The following is a 17,852-nucleotide window of genomic DNA, read 5'->3' as shown; positions in this document are numbered from 1 at the left end:
AGCTATCGGGGTTGTCGCCCCACGAGCACCATGTTCGGCACCGATAATTCCGAGGACGCTGCCTACGAGCGCCGACGCGAGCAACTGGTCGATCGACTCGCAGAGAGCGGACAGATCTCCGACGCTGCGACGCTCGACGCGCTCCGTGCGGTGCCGCGCCACCTATTTGTCCCTGACAACCGACGCGAGAGCGCTTACGCCGATCGGCCGCTACCGATCGGCGACGACCAGACGATCAGCGCGCCACACATGGTCGGCATCATGGCGGAGCTGCTCGACGTTGGGCCGGGCGACGACGTACTCGAAATCGGGACTGGCTGTGGCTACCACGCCGCCGTCACCGCCGAACTCGTCGGCGCCGAGCACGTCTACAGCGTCGAGTACAGCGCCGCCCTCGCAGAACGCGCCCGCGAGACGCTCGCCGAACTCGGCTATGGCGACGTTTCGATTCGGGTCGACGACGGCCGCGATGGATGGGCCGAGCACGCTCCCTACGACGCGGCGTATCTGACCTGCGCGGCGCCGGAGCTCCCCGATGCGGTCGGCGCGCAACTGCGCGAGGGCGGCGTCGCGCTGGCGCCGATCGGCACGCGCCGGCAGACGCTCTGTCGCTACCGGAAGCGCTCGGACGGCGAGTTCGATATCCAAGACCGCGGCAGCGTCCGGTTCGTTCGGCTGCGCGGCTGACTCGTCTCATTTCTCTTCGTCCGCTCGGCATCGTCCCGGCGAGCCGTGACCTGTCGCTGCTTGCGATCGCCGGCCCGGCCAGCGCTTTCAGGCGCGCGATTGATAACCGTCCGGACCCACAATCGACACATGGAACTGGCGGTGCTGCGCGACGACATGGTCGACAGCCTCGAACACGAGGCAAAGCGGGTCGTGCGCAGCGATCGGCTCAGCATTGCGATGCGGGAGGTCCCCCGCCACGAGTTCGTCGAGGACGACCGCGGCGCGTACGCCGACACCAGCCACCAACGTCTCGGAACGCGCGTCCTCGCGCCGAGCGACGCCGCTCGACTGCTCGAAGCCCTCGACGTCGAACCGGATCATTCGGTGCTGATCGTCGGTGCCGGCGTCGGCTACACCGCCGCGGTCGCCGCCGAAATCGCGGGTGCGCGCAACGTCCACGCGATCGACATCACGCGCTCGCTCGTGCTGGAGGCGCGGCACAACCTCGCAAAGGCCGGCTACGGCGAGGTGCTGGTCGACCGCCGCGACGGCGCCGACGGGCTGGCCGAGTACGCACCCTACGATCGCATTCTGCTCGAAGCGGCTGCGATCCAGCCTCCCGATGCGCTGCGCGAGCAACTGGCCGAAGACGGTCGGCTCGTGATGCCCCGCGGCGCGAGCGAGCAGACGCTGACCGCGTTCGACGCCGACGGCGGGGCCGAAGAACTCGGCGGCGTCGCGTTCGCGCCGCTGCTGGTCGAGGGCGAGCAGATCGACGCCGTCGAGCGCAACCGTACCGCCCGCGAGGACCGCGAGCACGCCCGTCGCGAGGCCCAGTCCCGACACGGCTGGCAACGCGACTGGATCGACTGGGACGACCGCTGAAAGCCCCGCTCGGCCGGGAACGAGCTAGCGGTCGACTACCAGCACCTCCGTGTTCTGCCGCTCGTCCTGAAAGTCCGTGCCGCTCGGCGGCTTGATGTCGATCTTGAGCGTCCCGCGATCCTGATTCTGGCGGAGCTCGGGATCGATCCGTACCGACGCTGAGCCGTCGGCACCCGATGTTCCAGTGGCGATTTCGTCGAGTTGAGCGGAGTCGCCGTCGACGACGATCGTCGCCCCTTCGACCGGTTCGCCGCTCTCGTCGACGACGGTCACCGAGAGGGACTGCTCGGCGGCGTCGATCACTTCCTCGTTGGGCTGTGCGTCCAACTCGGTCGCTCCTAAGGTTCCGATACCGCCGAGCATCGACATCATGATGCTCAGGCTGGCGACGCCGACGACCAGTGCGATCACCAGTCTGATCGGCAGTCCTTCGATGGCCCTGTCGTCCGAGATGAACGCTTCGTGCGTTCGCATACGGGCGCTCGCCGCCCCATCCGATATAAATGGCCGGCCGCACGCTGTGGCTCTGTTTCCCTCGCTCCCAGCTCACAGTGCGTCGAGGTGGATACCGGCGTCTGCGGCCCGCTCGGCGACGGCATCGAGCGCTGCGGCGTCACGGCGCCGAACGGTGCCGAACCAGCCCTGCCGATCGTCGGCGGCGTCGAACGCGGCGGCGACGAACCGTTCGCGCTCGGCGGCTGGTAGGGGGTTTCCTGCGACGATCACGGGCCGAGGAAGTTTTCCGGCGCTGGCGACGATCGAAAGCCCGGCGCGCTCGGCGTTCCGGGCGGCCGTCCCCACTACCGGCGTCGCTTCCGGCGCACCCGCCACGGTCGCCGCGCCCGTTGCGCTGCCGCGTTCGATCCAGCGCAGCGTGGGCGGTTCGGCTGTTGCCTCCTCGATTGCCGCCATCGGGTATAGCGAGTCGACTGCCCGAAGCGGGGCACCAAGCACGACCGTTTCACCTCCCAGCGCAGCCGCCGAGTCGATGCCGTCGCCCCCGGCCGCGAGCACGCTCTCGACAGTCCACGGATCTTCGCCCGCAGGGATGCCGCCGGACGCCTGCAGCACGACGGTTCCTAGGCCGGCTTTTTCGGCCAGTAGCGCAGTGAGCGGGTCGAGTTCGGCCGCCGCGACGCTGCCCGCGACGAGCCGACGGAGTGCGGTCGTCGGCGTCGGGACGCGCTCGGTGGCCAGCGCGTCGTCGGCATCGAACGGCTGATCGTTTGCGCTGTCGTCTGCGGGGCCGGCTCCGTCCGCACTCGACAGCGTCGAGGCAGGCGGCCGTGCCAGCGTGAACGGGCGATCCCACGGGCCGATCCAGCGCCCGGCGGCGACGGCACCGACCACGCTCACGGCGCCGAGCGAGCGCAGTAGCGTTCGGCGTGACGCCCCGCCGAAATCGGCGTCTCCAGTGGTATCGGCGTCCTCGCGCGGCACGGTTACTCCTCCGTCCGCTCGTCGACGAGCGGTGCGCGCGCGAGCCGGTGTTCTGCCCACTCCATCACTGCGCGCCCGACCTGATTCCCGGCCGCTCCGTGGACGCGCACGTCGAACGCGGCGTCTCGGGTCTCGACGGGGACGAATCGCACCGTCGTTCCGACGGGCTCGACCTCGACGAGCAGGTAGCCTCTGGGGAACGAGCAAAGCGCCGGCGCGATCATCTCCCGGACGCCGCGCTCGCGGTTGACGGCCGGCAGGTGATGATGGCCCGAGAGAACGAGCGGCACCTCGTGGGCCGCGAGTATGTCGAGTGTCGCGTCGGCGTCCCGCAGCGTGAAATGGCTCCTAGAGAACCGCTCGTGCTCGGGGAGCGCCATCACGGGGTGATGTTGCAGGACGATCGGCGTCTCGGCGCTGGCGAGCGCGTCGTCGAGCCACTCGCGCTGAGACGCTGCGACCACACCGCCGGCGCTCGTGCGCAGTCGTCCGTGGGGGTGTGTCGCAGTGTTCAGTAGGAGTACGTCGACGCCGCCGAACGACCGACGAGCCGGAAGCCCGTGCTCGCAAAAGCGGTCGGCGAACGCCTCGACCGACATCACCGAGTGGTCGAGACCGGCCTTTGGCACGTCGTGGTTCCCCGGTACGGTCGCCGTCGGCGCGTCGACCCGTTCGATCAGCGACTCGTAGCGGTCGAAGTTCCGCGCCTCGCCGTCTTTGGTGAGGTCGCCGGCCACCAGCACGCCGTCGAGCGATCGCTCCCCGAGATCGTCGATCGCGCGTTCGAGCGCTGCCTCGGTGCGATGGAGCACTTTCCACGACCCCTCGGCTCGCGTCGCAAGGTGGGCGTCGGCCAGCACGGCGAGCCTGACGGGGTCGTCGACGCGCGGACGATCGAATCGCGCCAACAGCGTCTCTTCGAGGGGCGCGACGACGCCGGGGTCGGGTCTGGAAGCCGTCTCTCGCATGAGTTTGGGGGCACGCTCGGCACGCTGTCGTGTACGGCGCGCTTGGGCGTCCGTTGTCCTCGCCGAGGCAAAAAACCGCCCCTGACTCACCCGGTCCGGAAGGACAGATCCAGCGTCGGCGCGCTGTGGGTCAGCGCTCCCATCGAGATCACGTCGACGCCGGTCGCCGCGTACTCGGGGACCGTTTCGACGGTGATGCCGCCCGACGCCTCCGCGAGGGCGTCAGCATCGGCGGCTCGGAGCAACTCGACGGCTTCGCTCGTCTCGTCGGGCGTCATGTTGTCGAGCAGGACGATGTCGGCCCCGGCGTCGGCGGCCCGCGGCGCGTCTGCCGGCTCCTCGACTTCGACATCGAGCTTCGTAGCGAACGACGCCTTCTCGCGGAAGTGTTCGACGGCGTCCTCCAGCCCCATCTCGGCGACGTGGTTGTCTTTGATCATCACCATGTGGGACAGATCGAGCCGGTGGGTGTCGCCGCCGCCGGCGACGACCGCGCGCTTCTCGACGCCGCGCAGTCCCGGCGTGGTCTTTCTGGTGGCCGCGATCTCGACCGTCTCGCTGACCTCTCGCGCGCGATCGACCGCGGCGCGCGTCGTCGTGGCGACGCCGGAGGCGTGGCCCGCGAGATTCACGGCGACGCGCTCGGCGCGTAGCACGTCTCTGGCGTCGCCCTCGACCCGAAGCACGGCGTCTCCCGGCTCGATCCGGTCGCCGTCTGCCGCGGCGTCGATGACGCCGACGCCGAGGTACTCGAAGACGGCCGTCGCGGCCTCGATCCCGGCGAGGACGCCGCGCTCTTTGGCGACGAGCCGCCCCGCCGTCTCGCCCGGCACGTCGTTGGTCACGTCGTGATGGCCCACGTCCTCGCGCAGCCAGCGCTCGACTCGGCGATCGGTGACGGGCATCTCAGTCGCCCGCACCCGCCCGTGTGGTGGCTTCCGGCGCGTCGGCGTCGTCGAGGTAGTGACAGCCGACCGATTCGGGGTTCTCGGCGGCGGCCCGGGCGATCAGCAGGGCGGTGACGCTGGCGTTGCGAAGCTCGTAGAGATCTCTGGCGGTACGGGTCCGGACGTACGCGTCGACCTCGCCCTTGAGTCGCCGGAGCACGGCGGCCGCGCGTCGGAGTCCGTCCGAATCGCGGCGGAGGCCGACGCGCTCGTCCATCACCCGGCGCAGGCGCGTGAACTTCTCGGCGGCGAACCGGTCGGGGAGCGCGGGATCGCTGTCGAGCAGGTCCGGCGCTTCGATCGGCTCGGGTTCGGCGCCGACCGACGCTTCGCCGGCCCGGAGCCCCCAGACCAACCCTTCGAGCAGGCTGGTGCTGGCCAGTCGGTTGGCGCCGTGGACGCCGGTGCGCGCGCACTCGCCGACCGCGAACAGTCGATCCAGACTCGTTCGGCCGCGGTCGTCGACGGCGACGCCGCCACAGAGGAAATGCTCGCAGGGCGCGACGGGGATGCCCTCGGTCCAGTCGACGCCGCGGGCCTCGCACTCCGCGGCGAGGTCGGGAAATTCGCGTTCGAAGTCGACCGGCTCGACGTCTAGCACGACCTCGCCGGTCGCTTCGCGCTCCCGGTCGACCGCGCGGGCGACAACGTCCCTAGGTGCGAGTTCGGCGTCCTCGTGGTACTCGGGCATGAACCGCTCGCCTTCGGCGTTTCTGAGCAGGGCGCCCTCGCCGCGGACCGCCTCGCTGAGCAGGAACGTCGTCTCGCCGTCGGCGTCCCCGTCGGCGGCGTCGCCGCGCTCGGCGTCGGCGTCCGGATCGAACGCGGTCGGATGGAACTGGACGTACTCCATGTCCTCCACGTCGGCGCCGGCCAGCGCGGCCATGGCGACGCCGTCGCCGGTCGAACCCGCCGGATTCGTCGACCGCGGATACAGCGAGCCGATGCCGCCGGTCGCAAGCACCGTCGCGCCCGCGAACACGGGATAGCCCGTCGGTGCGCGCTCGCCCGACGGCGTCCGGTCGAGTTGAGCGCCGTGGACGCGCCCCTCGTGGGTGAGAAGGTCGAGCGCGGCCGTGTCCTCGAGAATCGTCACGCGCTCGTGGTCGTCGAGATACTGGAGGAACGGCCGGAGGATGTGGGTCCCCGTCGAGGCGTCGACGTGGAGGATCCGCTCGGCGGAGTGGGCGGCTTCACGAGCGTAATCGAACTCCTCGCCAGTCTCACCGGTCTCGTCGGCTACCCCGTTAGCGTCGTCGCTCGTATCGAAGCCGACATCGAGCGTGTCGAGCAGCACGTCCTCGACGGCCGTGTCGGCGTCCTCGACGAGCACGTCGACGGCGTCCGGATCGGCGGTGCCGGCGCTGGCGTCGATCACGTCCCGCTTGAACTGCTCGGCGTCGTTCCGCGTCGTGGCGATGCCACCTTGGGCCCAGTCGGTGCTGGCGTCCTCGGGGCGTTCGGCTTTGGTCACGACGAGTACGTCGGCGTGCTCGCGGCCGTCGGCCGCTCGCTTTTCCGAGGGCCGTCGGCCCTCGCTTACCTCGCGCGCGGCGGCGAGCGCGGCCGCACAGCCGGCGATGCCGGAGCCGACGACGAGCACGTCCGCGGTGAGGTGGTCCTCGCTCATCGGTCAGCCCTGTAGCTCCAGCATGCGGTTCATCGCCACCTCGGCGAGTTCCTTCTCGCGGGGCGCGACTTCGATCACGTTGCGCTCGCGGCCCGCGACGAGCTCTTCGAGGACCCACGTCAGGTAGTTGGGGTCGATCTGGCGCATCGCGTTGCAGTCCATGCAGGCGTCACCGCACAGCGGCACCACCTCGACCTCGGGGTGCCAGCGATCGAGGTGGTTCGTCAGGTGGATCTCCGTGCCGATCGCCCACGTGTCGCCGGGGTCGGCCTCCTCGACGACTTCGCAGATCGTGCTGGTCGAGCCGACCACGTCGGCGGCTTCCACGACTTCGCGGCGGCATTCTGGGTGGACGACGACGTTCACGTCGTCGTGGTCCTCGCGGATGCTCTCGATGTGATGATCACGGAAGCGCTCGTGGACCTGACAGTAGCCGTCCCAGAGGATGATGTCGCTTTCGGCGACTTCTTCGGCGTCTTTGCCCTCGGGGTCCCACGGGTCCCAGTCGGCCGTCTCGTCTTCGAGGCCGAGCCGATGGGCGGTGTTCTCGCCAAGGTGCTTGTCGGGCAGGAAGAGGACTTTGTCGCCCTTCTCTAGGGCCCACTCGAACACGAGGTGGGCGTTCGAGGAGGTACAGACTGCACCGCCGTGCTCGGCGGTAAAGGCCTTGAGGTCGGCGTAGGAGTTCATGTAGGTAATCGGGATGATCTCCTCGTCTGGCGCAGCCTCGGTGATCTCGGCCCACGCGGCGTCGACCTGCAGCGCCTCGGCCATCCCGGCCATCGGGCAGGACGCCTCCATGCTCGGGAGAATAACCGTCTGATCGTCGTCGGTGATGATGTCGGCGCTCTCGGCCATGAACGTCACGCCGCCGAAGATCACGTACTCGGCGTCGGCCGCGGCGGCCTCCTTCGAGAGTTGGTAGGAGTCGCCGATGTAGTCGGCGTGCTCGACGATCTCCCGGCGCTGGTAGTTGTGCCCGAGAATGACGACGTCGTCGCCGAGCGCGTCGAGCGCGGCGTCGATGCGCTCCGAACGCTCGGACTCGTCCAGTCCCCGGTACTGTTCGGGTAACTGTTCGAGGTTGTCGTACTTGAAGAGGCTGAGGTCGGTTTCGATGTCTGCTGTTTCCATTCGTGCCACGTTGGGACACCAGTGATTGCTAGCAACTTCAGAGAGCAGTATTGAAAAGATTTTGTTTTCAATATCTCTGTGGCGCCACTCGGAGCTAACGATCGAGCTATTCACGGAGGATACTTGGCGATGATCCCGATTACGACGCTCGGGGCCGACGAACTACTGTACTGTGCCCAAGATCGTGTAGGCCGCGACGACGCCGCCGACACCGGCGAGGACCGCGGTGATGGCCGCTCGGGCGTAGACGTTCCTCCACGCCACTCGCTCGTACAGCCTGTCGACGACGTGCTTGATGCCTGCGGCGCACAGGAGTACCAGTCCGCCCGTTACTGTGACATCGACCACTCCGGAGGGCATACTTCCTCTCGGAGCGGGCTGTATAAAAAACGACGCTGGGGCTGAGCGCTACCCGCCGTAGACCACGTCGCCGTCGACGACGGTCAGCGCGACGCCGATCTCGTCGATCGCCTCGGAGTGCTCCCACGGTGAGCGTTCCAGCGCGACCAGATCGGCCGTCTTGCCGACTTCGATCGTCCCCAGTCTGTCCTCGTCGCCCGCCGCGAATGCGCCGCCGTAGGTGTAGGCTCGTAGCGCTTCAGTCACCGAAATTCGCTGGGCGTCGGTCGGCGCGTTCACCGCGAGATCGACGCCGTACAGCGGGTCCATCGGCATGCAGTCGCTCCCGAACGCCAGCGGGACGCCGGCGTCGAGCCAGCGCCCGAACCGGTCGGCCCGCTGCCGGCGCTCGACGCCGAGGCGGCGGTCGTACAGCCCGCCCTCGTCGGCCCACTGCAGGAAGTTCGGCTGGGCCGAGGCGACGATTCCCGCGTCTGCCATCCGATCGAGCTGCTCGTCGTCGGCCAGCTCGGCGTGCTCGATTCGGTAGCGGCGGTTCGGGTCGTCGGTCGCGGCGTCGGCGTCCTCGAACGCGTCGAGCGCGGCGTCGATGGCGGCGTCGCCGATCGCGTGCGCCGCGACCGGAAAGCCCGCTTCGGCGGCATTCTCGACGGTCTCGCGCAGTTCGTCGGGCTCGACCACCCACTGCCCTCGAACGTCCTCGGCGTCGTCGCCGTCCCTGCCGGCGCCGTCTACGTCCCCGCCGTCCGCGCCGCCCCCGTCGAGATCGGCGTATGGCTCCCGCAATCGGGCGGTGTGGCTGCCGATCGACCCGTCGGTGTAGCTCTTGATCGACCCCGTCCGGACGAACTCGCTGCCCGCACCCGGCGCGAGGCCGGTCTCCGCGACGGCGTCGAGATGATCCGACCAGTAGTTGAGTCGGACGCGCAGGCGCAGGCGATCCTCCCGGTCGAGCGCGCGGTAGGCCCACGGTAGTTCGGTGTTGCGAACCATGTCGTGGACGCCGGTGACGCCAAGCCTGTGGGCACGCTCTTGGGCGGCGACCAGCAACTCGCGGGCGTCCTCTCGGCCCGGTGCGACTCGCTCCCAGAGCGCGTCGAGCGCATCCTCGACGATCACGCCGGTCGACTCGCCGTTTTCGGTGCGAACGTCGCTCTCGGGGAGGTCGTCCCGAAGCCGCTCTATGGCCGCCGAGTTGAGCGACGCGCTGTGAACGTCGATCCGGAAGACCGCAACCGGGCGATCTTCAGCGACGGCGTCGAGATCGTCGCGGGTCAGCGGCCGGTCGTCGTCCCACGCGCTCTCGTCGTATCGGAAGCCGATCACCCACTCGTCTTCGGCGTCGGATTCACCGATTTCGTCGGCATGCTCGGCGAGCGCGTCGAGACAGTCCTCGCGGCGCTCGATCCCCCAGAGGTCGGCGTGCAACTCGTACTGGCCGAGCAACTGGACGTGCGTGTGAGCGTCGACGAACCCTGGCAGCACGACGCCGCCGTCGAGGTCGACCACTTCCGTCTCGATGCCTTCCAGAAATCGAACCTCGTACTCGCTGCCGACGCGGACGATCTCGCCGTCCCGAACGGCGACGGCGTCGGCCGTTCGATCGGGCGTTTCGAGCGTGTGGACGGTCGCTCCGGTCAGGAGCAGGTCGGCGGCTTCGGTCATGTAGGAGTCGGCGCGCGCCGTCGGCAAAACGGTTGGGACGCCGCCGCAAGCGGAATCCTTTCGGCGCGCTGGCGCCAACGACGCCCCATGTTCACCGGCATCGTCGAGGAGACCGGCGAAATCCTCGACCGGACCGAGACCGACGAGGGCGTCCGACTGCGCATCGGCGGCGACGAGGTGACGGCCGACCTCTCTCACGGCCAGAGCGTCAGCGTCAGCGGCGCCTGTCTCACCGTCGAGGAGTCTGCAGACGGCTGGTTCGAGACGTTCCTCGCGGCTGAGACGGTCGCAAAGACCTACCTCGGCGACCTCGACGAGGGCGACCGGGTCAACCTCGAACGCGCGATGCCGGCCGACGGCCGCTTCGACGGCCACGTCGTGCAGGGCCACGTCGACGCCACCGCCGAGGTCCGGGACGTGCGCCGCGTCGGCGACGACTGGGAGTTCGAGTTCGCGCTCCCAGAGGCGTTCGAACAGTACGTCGTCGAGAAGGGGTCGATCACGCTCGACGGCATCAGCCTCACCGTGGCGGCTCGCGACGGCGACGCCATCACCGTCGCCATCATCCCGACGACCTACGAGCTGACGACGCTCTCTGAGAAGGAGCCCGGCGATCCGGTTCACCTAGAGGTCGACGTAATCGCAAAGTACGCCGAGCAGCTCGTCGATGGGTATCGGTAACTCGTCAGATTCGACGCCACACCGCGATTCGCCGTCTGCAGGCCGTAAGCACCGAACGCGCGGTAGGTTCGCTCGACGTGGCGATGTCCTTATCCTTCGCTCTCATTTACTGCCGACCACGCACCGCTGATGCCAGCGTAGAGCATCCCCGCAACCCCGATATACAGACCTATGTGGAAATAGACCGGCTCAGCCACGGTGTACTCGTAGGAGGCGGTCGCCAACCCGTAGAGAACGAGGACGATTGCGAACAACTCGACGAGGATCGCGTTCTGGACGGACATGCTGCACGCTCCGGAGAGCAGTGGCAAAATTCTGATGGATACGATACATACTACCGACCACTGATGATCCGGCGGATTCCGCGGAGCGGACTGAGAACGTCGTTAGAACTCCCAGTCGTCGATCGAATCGACCGGCTCGTCGGATTCGGAGCGACGCTCCCACCTGCTTTCAGATCGCTCCTCGGCATCGGGACGCCGTTCCGGCGCTTCGGCGTCCGAATGCGCGCCGGAGTCGGCGTCGGACTCCGCGACGGCTTCGGACTGCGCCGCTGCGGCGCCGATGGCCGGTCGATCGGTCGATGGCTCGAACTCCACCAGTTCCGGCGCGGGGACGCTGTCGTCCCACCGCCCGGCGTCGACAGCTTGGTACGTGTCGCGGTAGGCTCTGAGCTTCCGATAGAGGTAGTAGCCGGCGAGCGCGTCGAAGGGAACGACGAAGGCCATCGTCGACGCCAGCGGCGACAGCGAAGTCGACTGGTAGACGATCCCCGGGACGATCGAGGCGCCGACGTTGTAGGTGCCGTGGAGCAGGGCAGCGATCACCAGCCCCTTGAGCACCAGCGGCACCGCGTACTCGCGGTTGAACTTCGCCAGCCCGAGGTAGAACCCGGCGATGCCCGAGTAGATCACGTGGCCCGGGCCGGCCAGCGCTCGCGCGGCGGTGATCCCGTCGCCGGCTTGGATCGTCCCCAGCGCGGTCGCGGCCGGCTCCAGCGCTCGGGTGATGTACAGCGCGTTCTCGATGGTGGCGAACCCGACTCCGGCGACGGCGCCGTACACCGCCCCGTCGATCACGGCGTCGAAGCGGTCGCTCCGGTAGGCGTGGACGCGCACCGCGACCAACTTCGCCGTCTCCTCGACGGGGCCGACGACCAGATAGTAAAACAGGATCGTCCCTAGCCCGAACGTCGTCTCCTCGACGCCGAGGGCAAGCCTGCCGAGTTCGTTGACGATCGCCACAAAGCCCGCGAGCAACACGATCACCACGAACGTCACCGCGAGCAGGGTAACCGGCTCGCCGGTCGTCACGTCGGCCCGCCAGACGTAGCCCGCAAGCGCGAGCGCGGGCACGATCGAGAGTACGACAAGCGCCGTCACGACCGGATCGGTGACGCCGTCTAACTCGCCGACCTGAAACTCCGAGAGCAACACCAGCCCCGACAGCGCGATGATCGAGACGCCGATCAGCGCCGCGACGACGTACGCGAGCACCCGCGCCGTCCGCCGAACGCCGTCGTCGACGCCGACGATGAGCCGGTCGAGCCGGGACCGGGGCTCCCACGTCGACACTTCGTAGAGGTCACGGTCCTCGTCTGCGGCCTGCTGTACTGGGTCCCGGCCTGAGGCCATATCTCGGCAATCGGACGGCCGGCGGTTAGGTGTTGCCCTCGGCCGAGACGAAAAAAGCGCCGCGGTATCGTGACTACGAACTGCGCTGGTACTTGTTGCGGATGATGATCGCGGTGGCGTTCATCAGCAGCAGGATCGTCAGCAGCGTCACGACGCCGGCGGCCATCACGCCGTACTGGAACGCCTCCGCCGGCATGCCCACCCACGCGTAGATCTGGCGGGGCATCGCGGAGAAGCGATCGAACAGACCGCTGGGCGGCGAGTACACCGACGCGGCGGCGCCGATCATCAGCAGCGGTGCGGTCTCACCGATCGCGCGGCCGAGCGCCAGAATCGTTCCGGTGAGGATACCGGGCAGCGCCTCGGGCAGCACGACGTTTTTGGTCGTCTGCCAGCGCGTCGCTCCCATGCCGAACGACGCCTGACGCCGGGAGTCCGGGACGCCGCGAAGCGCCTCTTGGGCCGAGATGATCACGATCGGGAGGATCAGCAGTCCGACCGTGAACCCGCCGACGATTACGGTCCCCATCCCGAGGTTCATGATCTGGACGAACACCGCCAGTCCGAGCAGGCCGTAGACGACCGAGGGGACGCCCGCTAGGTTGCCGATGTTGATCTCGATGAACCGGACGAGCGCGTTGTCCGGAGCGTACTCTTCGAGGTAGATCGCGGCGCCGACGCCGATCGGCAGCGCCGACAGCGCGATCACGCCCATCATCATCACCGAGCCGATAATCGCCGGGTAGAGACCGGCTTGCTCGGGGAACCGTGATGTCGCGTTCGTCAGGAAGCCCCAATCGAGCCACGGCGCCGTGTTGGGCTGACCGATCGCAAAGGCGTCGAGCACCACGTACACCAGCAGGATCATCACCATGCCGATGCCGAACAGGGTGGCCGCGAGACAGGCCCACGCGAACAGTCTTCCCTTGATTGCGCCGGTCTCGGTTCCACCGCCGAACCAGCCGGAATCGGACGGTTCAGTCGCCATCAGGCCGTCACCTCGACATCAGTCGCCGCGTCGTAGCGTGTCTCGATCATTTGTACTCCTCTCTGTAGCGCATCTCGATGAGGCTGCTCGCCAGATTCAGCGCGAACGTCATCACAAACAGCGTCAGCCCGATTGCGAACATCGCCTTGTACTGGGTGGCGTCGGCCGACAGCTCGCCGGTGACGAGCTTGACCATCGCAACGGTCATCGTCTCGATCGAGGAGACGACGACCTCGTCGATGTTGCCCGGATAGATCATCTTCGCGTTCTGACCGGCCGCGACGACGACGATCATCGTCTCGCCGATCGCCCGCGAGATGCCGAGGATGAACGACGAGAAGATCCCCGAGACCGCCGCCGGAACGACGACGCCGGTCGAGACCTCGAACTTCGTCGCGCCCATGCCGTAGCCGGCCTGTCGGAGTTCGTCCGGGACGGCGCTGAGCGCGTCTTCGCTGATCGAGGAGACCATCGGGATGATCATCACGCCGACCATGATCGAGGCCGACAGCGCGTTGAACGTGCTGACCTGGAACAGGTAGTCGTCGATAAACGGCGTGATGTACACCAGCGCGAAGTAGCCGTACACGACCGTCGGGATCCCGGCCAGAATCTCCAAACCGGGTTTGATGATCGAGCGCATCCGATCGGAAGCGTACTCGCTGAGGTAGATCGCCGCGGCGAGGCCGACCGGCAGCGCGATCAGCGCCGACAGGACGGTGACCAGCAGCGTGTTGAGGATCAGCGGCAACACGCCGTAACTGTACGGCTTGATCACGGGGCTCCACTCGGTTCCGGTGAAAAACGCTACCGGCGACACGCGCGTGAAGAACTCGATGGCGTCCATCCCGAGGGTCAGGATGATCCCGCCGGTCACGAGGACCGACAGGGCCGCACAGGCAAAGAGCACCACTTTGATGGCGCTTTCCTTGCGCGACCGGGAGCCGTCCGTGGTTAGTGAGGCCTGTTCTCCGGACATGAATATAGGTCTACTGAGGGAGGGGGGTTAGTTACCGTCTTCGGAACCAGATCGGTCAGGCCGACTGGTTGTCGCTGGACGTGTTGCCCGAGCCGCCGTCGTCGCCGCTCGTGATCGCTTCGAGCTTGTCGAGGTTCTGCTGCTGGATCTCGTCGCTGACCGGCACGTAGCCGATCCGGCTGACGAAGTCCGTCGCGGACTGTTCGAGGTAGTACCGAACGAACTCTTGAACGGTTTCGCTGTTTTTGACTTCCTCGCGGCTGACGTAGATGTACAGCGGGCGAGCCAGCGGGTACGAGCCGTCCTGTGCGTTCTCGAGGCTCGGCTCGACACAGCCGTTTCCGGCGTCGATGCTGAGCGCCTTGAGCGAATCCTTGTTCTGCTCGTAGTAGGAGTATCCGAAGTACCCGATCGTGTAGGGACTCCCTTGGACGCCTTGGATCAGCCTGTTGTCGTTCTCCGAGGACTGGTAGTCGTCAGTGTGCGAGCGTGCCTCGCCGATGACGTGCTCGGTGAAGTAGTCGAACGTCCCCGACGTGGTCGCGGGACCGTACCGCTCGAACTCGTTGTCGGGCCACTCCGACCGTACGTCGCTCCACGTCTGGGCGGGATCGGGCTTCCAGATCTGTCGGAGTTCGTCCATCGTGACACACTCTGCCCAGTCGTTTTCCGTGTTGACGGCCATCGTGAGGGCGTCGCTTGCGACCTGGAACTCGACCGGCTCGACGCCATTGCTCCGGCAGCTTTCGAGCTCACCTTCCGTGATCGGGCGCGAGGCACCGTTGATGTCGCTGCTGCCGGTACAGAAGTTGTTCTCGAACCCGGCACCCGTTCCTGTCGGGTCGACCGACATTCCGACGTTCGAGTGCTTTTTCTTGAACTCCTCGCCCATCGCATTCGAAACCGGGAACACCGTACTCGATCCGGAGATCACGACCTCGCCCGAGAGTCCATCGCCGCTGCCGCCGCCGCCGAGACAGCCGGCGACCGAGAGCGCTGCGGCGCCGCCGGCCGCGCCCAAGAACTTTCGTCGGGAGACGATCGAACGCTGCGAGTCGGGTCGGTTGCTTGCCATCGAGTGTATGGAGTCGACACCCACTGAAATAGGGTTCTAATTTTGCTATAGCATAGACCATAGCCCTATATAGTTATTCGAGACGGCGTTCTCGGGCCGCGTACAGCGCGATTGGGTTGTCGGCGCCGTCGACGCCACTGTACAGCGAACGCCTATGTGCTCGTTCGTATCAGAACACGCTTCGAGCTACTGGTCTGTAGCTGTACGTACGACAGAGCGAACTGTTCGCGTTCTACTGAGGTAACTCCTCAACAAAAGAAGCGACGGGGCCGGCAGCCGCCCCACTCGAACGGACCGATCTATCCGAACTTGCCGGTGATGTAGTCCTCGACGCGCTGGTGGTCGGGGTTCTCGAAGATCTTCTGGGTGTTGTCGAACTCGACGAGCTTGCCGCCGGTCAGGAACACCGCGGTCTTGTCGGAGATTCGCGCCGCCTGCTGCATGTTGTGCGTCACCACGACCACCGAGTAGTCCTCCGCGAGCTCGGCGATGAGGTCCTCGATCTGGGAGGTTGCGACGGGGTCGAGCGCGCTCGCGGGCTCGTCCATCAAAATCACTTCGGGATCGGTTGCGATCGCCCGTGCGATACAGAGCCGCTGTTGCTGCCCGCCGGACAGATCGAGGCCGCTCTTGTCGAGTTGGTCGCTGACCTCCTCCCAGAGCGCCGCCCGCTTGAGCGCCTCCTCGACGCGCTCGTCGAGGTTATCGGTGTCACCGCGGACCTTCAGCCCGTAGGCGACGTTGTCGTAGATCGACTTCGGGAACGGGTTCGGTTTCTGGAACACCATCCCGATCTTGCGTCGCAGCGCGACGGGATCGACATCCTCGTCGTAGATATTCTTGTCCTCGAACAGCATCTCGCCGTCGACGTTCGCGGCGTCGACCAGATCGTTCATGCGGTTGATACACCGCAGGAACGTCGATTTCCCGCAGCCCGACGGACCGATGATCGCGGTCACTTCGCCGTCGGGGATGCCCATCGAGACGGGCTGGAGCGCTTGCACGTCGTCGTAGTGAACGGTGAGATCGCGCGCTTCGACGACCGGATCGCTGACCGAGGCGATCGTCGGATCGCTCGTCTCGGGCTCTGTCGTCCCGGCGTCGGACACGGCGTCCTGATCGTGGTCTGTCTCCGTCTCTATCTCGGGGGCCGTCGTACTTCCGATTGGATCGCTCATTGATCGTTCACCGGTGTTCGTAGGTAGTCGCCACGGGCAGCGGGCGGACCGCTTCGACGCCTCGGTGTGTGGCGGTCGGCGTGGCGGTCGCTTCCCATTGTGTCCATTGAGGTGTACGAGGGTCTAAATACGCTTCTATGATTGCTATATACTGGTATATATGGATTGGTTCCGGAGACAGATGCCACAGGACGCCGTGGCTGTCCCATGTTCGACCTCTCCGCTTCGGTGTATTGTTATCTGTACTCGAATCTATAGCTTCGTGTATATTTATATGGGTCCGATCGAAAGGGTTCGACTATGGAAACGCGGAAGGTCCAGTTGACCGGTGGGTCGACCTACACCGTCTCGCTCCCGAAGTCGTGGGCGACGGAGAACGATGTCAGCGCGGGCAGCGAGGTCGAGTTTCACAGCGAAGACGATTCGCTGCTGTTGACGCCCAAGACCGAGACCGAACGGACGGAAGGAACCCTCGACATCACGAACTTGGAGGGCGAGCGGCTCACCCGTGCGGTGATGACGATGTACGTCAGCGGCTTCGACCGCATTTCGCTGGAAGGGACCAAGATCACCAGCGACCAGCGCCGGGCGATTCGCAGCGCCACCCAGAGTCTCGTCGGGGTCGAAGTGCTCGAAGAGACTGGTGATCGGGTCGTGTTACAGGACCTGCTCGACTCCTCGGAGCTGTCGATCACCAACGCCGTCACCCGGATGCGTCTGATCGCCGAGTCGATGCTGGAAGACGCCGTCACCGCACTCGTCGAGAACGACGAGGATCTCGCACTGGACGTTATCGAGCGCGACGACGATGTCGACCGGCTTTGGTTCGTCGTCTCTCGGATCTTCCGAGCGACGCTGCGTTCGCCGCGAGCAGCGACCGAACTTGGCCTCCCCCGCGAGGACTGTTTCGATTATCACTCCTCGGCGCGCCAACTCGAACGCATCGCCGACCACGCCGCGAAAATCGGCCAACTGACTCGCAAACTCGACGACGTTCCCGAGGATGTTGCCGCCGAAATCGAGTCGCTGCACGACGACGCCGCCCACATCGTCGACCGGGCGATGGAGGCGCTGCTGGCGGACGATAGCTCGACCTCCTCCGAGCAGGCCCACGAGGTCCGCGAGTCGATCCTCGAACTCGACGAACGAACCCGTCGCATCGACGACTTGCTCCGGGAACTCGATCCCCAGCAAGCCCAGCTACTCGGGCTGATCGTCGACTCGCTGTCCCGGAGCGCCGACTACGGCGGCAACATCGCAGAGACCGCGCTCCAGAAGGCCGCCCCGCGTCCCTGAGCGACGCCGCTGCCCGGACACGCCGCAGTGCCTCAGTTCCTCCCGGTGCCGATCTTCGGTGTCGGACCCTGATTTTCGGCTTCGAGCCCTTGACTTTCCGCGTCGGCCGCCTCTAGGCTCTTCGCACCGCAGGCGCCTCACCGAGAGTACTCGCTTTTACTTGCCACATCTATGCACTACCGTTTACGGGCGCTTTGGTACGCTTTTGCTTCGATTTACGAAGCGTTCGTTCGGGAGCCATCTTGCTGTGTATATATACTGTGGCTGTTCCGGTCAGCGTCTCGTGTAGTGTCTCCGTCGGTGCGGGGACACACGGTGAAAAC

At 66.6% G+C, this 17,852-nt stretch carries 18 protein-coding genes; 4 read left to right on the top strand and 14 right to left on the bottom strand.

The annotated features are described in order from the left end of the window. The first annotated feature begins 30 nt into the window (after positions 1-30). Both CRO01_RS06155 and CRO01_RS06150 read left to right on the top strand, forming a co-directional pair. On the top strand, positions 31-687 hold the full coding sequence (locus tag CRO01_RS06155) for a protein-L-isoaspartate(D-aspartate) O-methyltransferase (RefSeq protein WP_097008198.1): 657 nt from the start codon (positions 31-33) through the stop codon (positions 685-687). Between the two features lie 129 nt (positions 688-816). Then, positions 817-1,554 (top strand): protein-L-isoaspartate O-methyltransferase family protein, encoded by a 738-nt coding sequence (locus tag CRO01_RS06150; RefSeq protein ID WP_097008197.1) that lies wholly within the window; start codon positions 817-819, stop codon positions 1,552-1,554. Between the two features lie 24 nt (positions 1,555-1,578). Here the strand turns inward: CRO01_RS06150 and CRO01_RS06145 are convergent, their stop codons facing one another. The 8 genes from CRO01_RS06145 to CRO01_RS06110 form a co-directional block, all read right to left on the bottom strand. Next, positions 1,579-2,028 (bottom strand): DUF7382 domain-containing protein, encoded by a 450-nt coding sequence (locus CRO01_RS06145; RefSeq protein WP_097008196.1) that lies wholly within the window; start codon positions 2,026-2,028, stop codon positions 1,579-1,581. 72 nt (positions 2,029-2,100) lie between these two features. Beyond that, positions 2,101-2,994, bottom strand: coding sequence for a PhnD/SsuA/transferrin family substrate-binding protein (locus CRO01_RS06140; RefSeq protein ID WP_097008195.1), 894 nt, complete (start codon positions 2,992-2,994; stop codon positions 2,101-2,103). A 2-nt stretch (positions 2,995-2,996) separates the two neighbouring features. Further along, entirely contained in the window at positions 2,997-3,962 is a 966-nt protein-coding gene (locus CRO01_RS06135) for a metallophosphoesterase family protein (RefSeq protein ID WP_097008194.1), read from the bottom strand. Positions 3,963-4,048: 86 nt separating this feature from the next. Beyond that, a complete protein-coding gene (gene nadC / locus CRO01_RS06130) occupies positions 4,049-4,867 on the bottom strand; it encodes a carboxylating nicotinate-nucleotide diphosphorylase (protein WP_097008358.1) in 819 nt (272 codons plus the stop codon). Position 4,868: 1 nt separating this feature from the next. After that, positions 4,869-6,539 (bottom strand): L-aspartate oxidase, encoded by a 1,671-nt coding sequence (locus CRO01_RS06125; protein ID WP_097008193.1) that lies wholly within the window; start codon positions 6,537-6,539, stop codon positions 4,869-4,871. A 3-nt stretch (positions 6,540-6,542) separates the two neighbouring features. Continuing rightward, positions 6,543-7,673: a quinolinate synthase NadA gene (nadA, locus tag CRO01_RS06120; RefSeq protein ID WP_179747407.1), complete on the bottom strand. Its 1,131-nt coding sequence runs from the start codon at positions 7,671-7,673 to the stop codon at positions 6,543-6,545. Between the two features lie 162 nt (positions 7,674-7,835). After that, positions 7,836-8,033 carry a hypothetical protein gene (locus CRO01_RS06115; RefSeq protein ID WP_097008191.1) on the bottom strand — a complete coding sequence of 66 codons (198 nt, stop codon included), beginning with the start codon at positions 8,031-8,033 and terminating at the stop codon, positions 7,836-7,838. Between the two features lie 48 nt (positions 8,034-8,081). After that, positions 8,082-9,698 (bottom strand): amidohydrolase, encoded by a 1,617-nt coding sequence (locus CRO01_RS06110; protein WP_097008190.1) that lies wholly within the window; start codon positions 9,696-9,698, stop codon positions 8,082-8,084. 87 nt (positions 9,699-9,785) lie between these two features. Here CRO01_RS06110 and CRO01_RS06105 point away from each other — a divergent pair, with 87 nt between their 5' ends. After that, the gene (locus CRO01_RS06105; RefSeq protein WP_097008189.1) at positions 9,786-10,379 is read left to right on the top strand and encodes a riboflavin synthase; all 594 of its coding nucleotides are present in this window, start codon (positions 9,786-9,788) and stop codon (positions 10,377-10,379) included. 89 nt (positions 10,380-10,468) lie between these two features. On the opposite strand, the gene CRO01_RS06100 is transcribed toward CRO01_RS06105, so the two are convergent. From CRO01_RS06100 to pstB, 6 genes are all read right to left on the bottom strand, one after another. Next, positions 10,469-10,663 carry a hypothetical protein gene (locus CRO01_RS06100; RefSeq protein ID WP_097008188.1) on the bottom strand — a complete coding sequence of 65 codons (195 nt, stop codon included), beginning with the start codon at positions 10,661-10,663 and terminating at the stop codon, positions 10,469-10,471. 102 nt (positions 10,664-10,765) lie between these two features. Further along, positions 10,766-12,013: a PrsW family intramembrane metalloprotease gene (locus tag CRO01_RS06095; protein WP_097008187.1), complete on the bottom strand. Its 1,248-nt coding sequence runs from the start codon at positions 12,011-12,013 to the stop codon at positions 10,766-10,768. Between the two features lie 73 nt (positions 12,014-12,086). Further along, a complete protein-coding gene (gene pstA, locus CRO01_RS06090; RefSeq protein ID WP_097008186.1) occupies positions 12,087-13,001 on the bottom strand; it encodes a phosphate ABC transporter permease PstA in 915 nt (304 codons plus the stop codon). A gap of 46 nt (positions 13,002-13,047) precedes the next feature. Further along, the gene (gene pstC / locus CRO01_RS06085; protein ID WP_097008185.1) at positions 13,048-13,980 is read right to left on the bottom strand and encodes a phosphate ABC transporter permease subunit PstC; all 933 of its coding nucleotides are present in this window, start codon (positions 13,978-13,980) and stop codon (positions 13,048-13,050) included. 55 nt (positions 13,981-14,035) lie between these two features. Continuing rightward, positions 14,036-15,055 (bottom strand): PstS family phosphate ABC transporter substrate-binding protein, encoded by a 1,020-nt coding sequence (locus tag CRO01_RS06080; protein ID WP_097008184.1) that lies wholly within the window; start codon positions 15,053-15,055, stop codon positions 14,036-14,038. Between the two features lie 299 nt (positions 15,056-15,354). Next, the gene (pstB, locus tag CRO01_RS06075) at positions 15,355-16,233 is read right to left on the bottom strand and encodes a phosphate ABC transporter ATP-binding protein PstB (protein WP_097008183.1); all 879 of its coding nucleotides are present in this window, start codon (positions 16,231-16,233) and stop codon (positions 15,355-15,357) included. Positions 16,234-16,533: 300 nt separating this feature from the next. On the opposite strand from pstB, the gene CRO01_RS06070 reads away from it, so the two are divergent. Then, positions 16,534-17,529, top strand: coding sequence for a phosphate uptake regulator PhoU (locus CRO01_RS06070; protein ID WP_097008182.1), 996 nt, complete (start codon positions 16,534-16,536; stop codon positions 17,527-17,529). Positions 17,530-17,852 lie beyond the last annotated feature (323 nt).

It is taken from the genome of Natronoarchaeum philippinense, assembly GCF_900215575.1.
Lineage (GTDB): Archaea > Halobacteriota > Halobacteria > Halobacteriales > Natronoarchaeaceae > Natronoarchaeum > Natronoarchaeum philippinense.
This window is presented reverse-complemented; position numbering and strand designations above follow the sequence as displayed.

What these genes read in the sequence shown, in the direction of transcription:
- pstC (WP_097008185.1), bottom strand. Translation starts at nt 13,980, where the DNA reads ATGTCCGGAGAACAGGCCTCACTAACCACGGACGGCTCCCGGTCGCGC.
- CRO01_RS06070 (WP_097008182.1), top strand. Translation starts at nt 16,534, where the DNA reads ATGGAAACGCGGAAGGTCCAGTTGACCGGTGGGTCGACCTACACCGTC.
- CRO01_RS06135 (WP_097008194.1), bottom strand. Translation starts at nt 3,962, where the DNA reads ATGCGAGAGACGGCTTCCAGACCCGACCCCGGCGTCGTCGCGCCCCTC.
- CRO01_RS06110 (WP_097008190.1), bottom strand. Translation starts at nt 9,698, where the DNA reads ATGACCGAAGCCGCCGACCTGCTCCTGACCGGAGCGACCGTCCACACG.
- nadA (WP_179747407.1), bottom strand. Translation starts at nt 7,673, where the DNA reads ATGGAAACAGCAGACATCGAAACCGACCTCAGCCTCTTCAAGTACGAC.
- CRO01_RS06155 (WP_097008198.1), top strand. Translation starts at nt 31, where the DNA reads ATGTTCGGCACCGATAATTCCGAGGACGCTGCCTACGAGCGCCGACGC.
- CRO01_RS06145 (WP_097008196.1), bottom strand. Translation starts at nt 2,028, where the DNA reads ATGCGAACGCACGAAGCGTTCATCTCGGACGACAGGGCCATCGAAGGA.
- CRO01_RS06105 (WP_097008189.1), top strand. Translation starts at nt 9,786, where the DNA reads ATGTTCACCGGCATCGTCGAGGAGACCGGCGAAATCCTCGACCGGACC.
- pstB (WP_097008183.1), bottom strand. Translation starts at nt 16,233, where the DNA reads ATGAGCGATCCAATCGGAAGTACGACGGCCCCCGAGATAGAGACGGAG.
- CRO01_RS06115 (WP_097008191.1), bottom strand. Translation starts at nt 8,033, where the DNA reads ATGCCCTCCGGAGTGGTCGATGTCACAGTAACGGGCGGACTGGTACTC.
- CRO01_RS06125 (WP_097008193.1), bottom strand. Translation starts at nt 6,539, where the DNA reads ATGAGCGAGGACCACCTCACCGCGGACGTGCTCGTCGTCGGCTCCGGC.
- CRO01_RS06100 (WP_097008188.1), bottom strand. Translation starts at nt 10,663, where the DNA reads ATGTCCGTCCAGAACGCGATCCTCGTCGAGTTGTTCGCAATCGTCCTC.
- CRO01_RS06150 (WP_097008197.1), top strand. Translation starts at nt 817, where the DNA reads ATGGAACTGGCGGTGCTGCGCGACGACATGGTCGACAGCCTCGAACAC.
- pstA (WP_097008186.1), bottom strand. Translation starts at nt 13,001, where the DNA reads ATGGCGACTGAACCGTCCGATTCCGGCTGGTTCGGCGGTGGAACCGAG.
- CRO01_RS06095 (WP_097008187.1), bottom strand. Translation starts at nt 12,013, where the DNA reads ATGGCCTCAGGCCGGGACCCAGTACAGCAGGCCGCAGACGAGGACCGT.
- CRO01_RS06080 (WP_097008184.1), bottom strand. Translation starts at nt 15,055, where the DNA reads ATGGCAAGCAACCGACCCGACTCGCAGCGTTCGATCGTCTCCCGACGA.
- nadC (WP_097008358.1), bottom strand. Translation starts at nt 4,867, where the DNA reads ATGCCCGTCACCGATCGCCGAGTCGAGCGCTGGCTGCGCGAGGACGTG.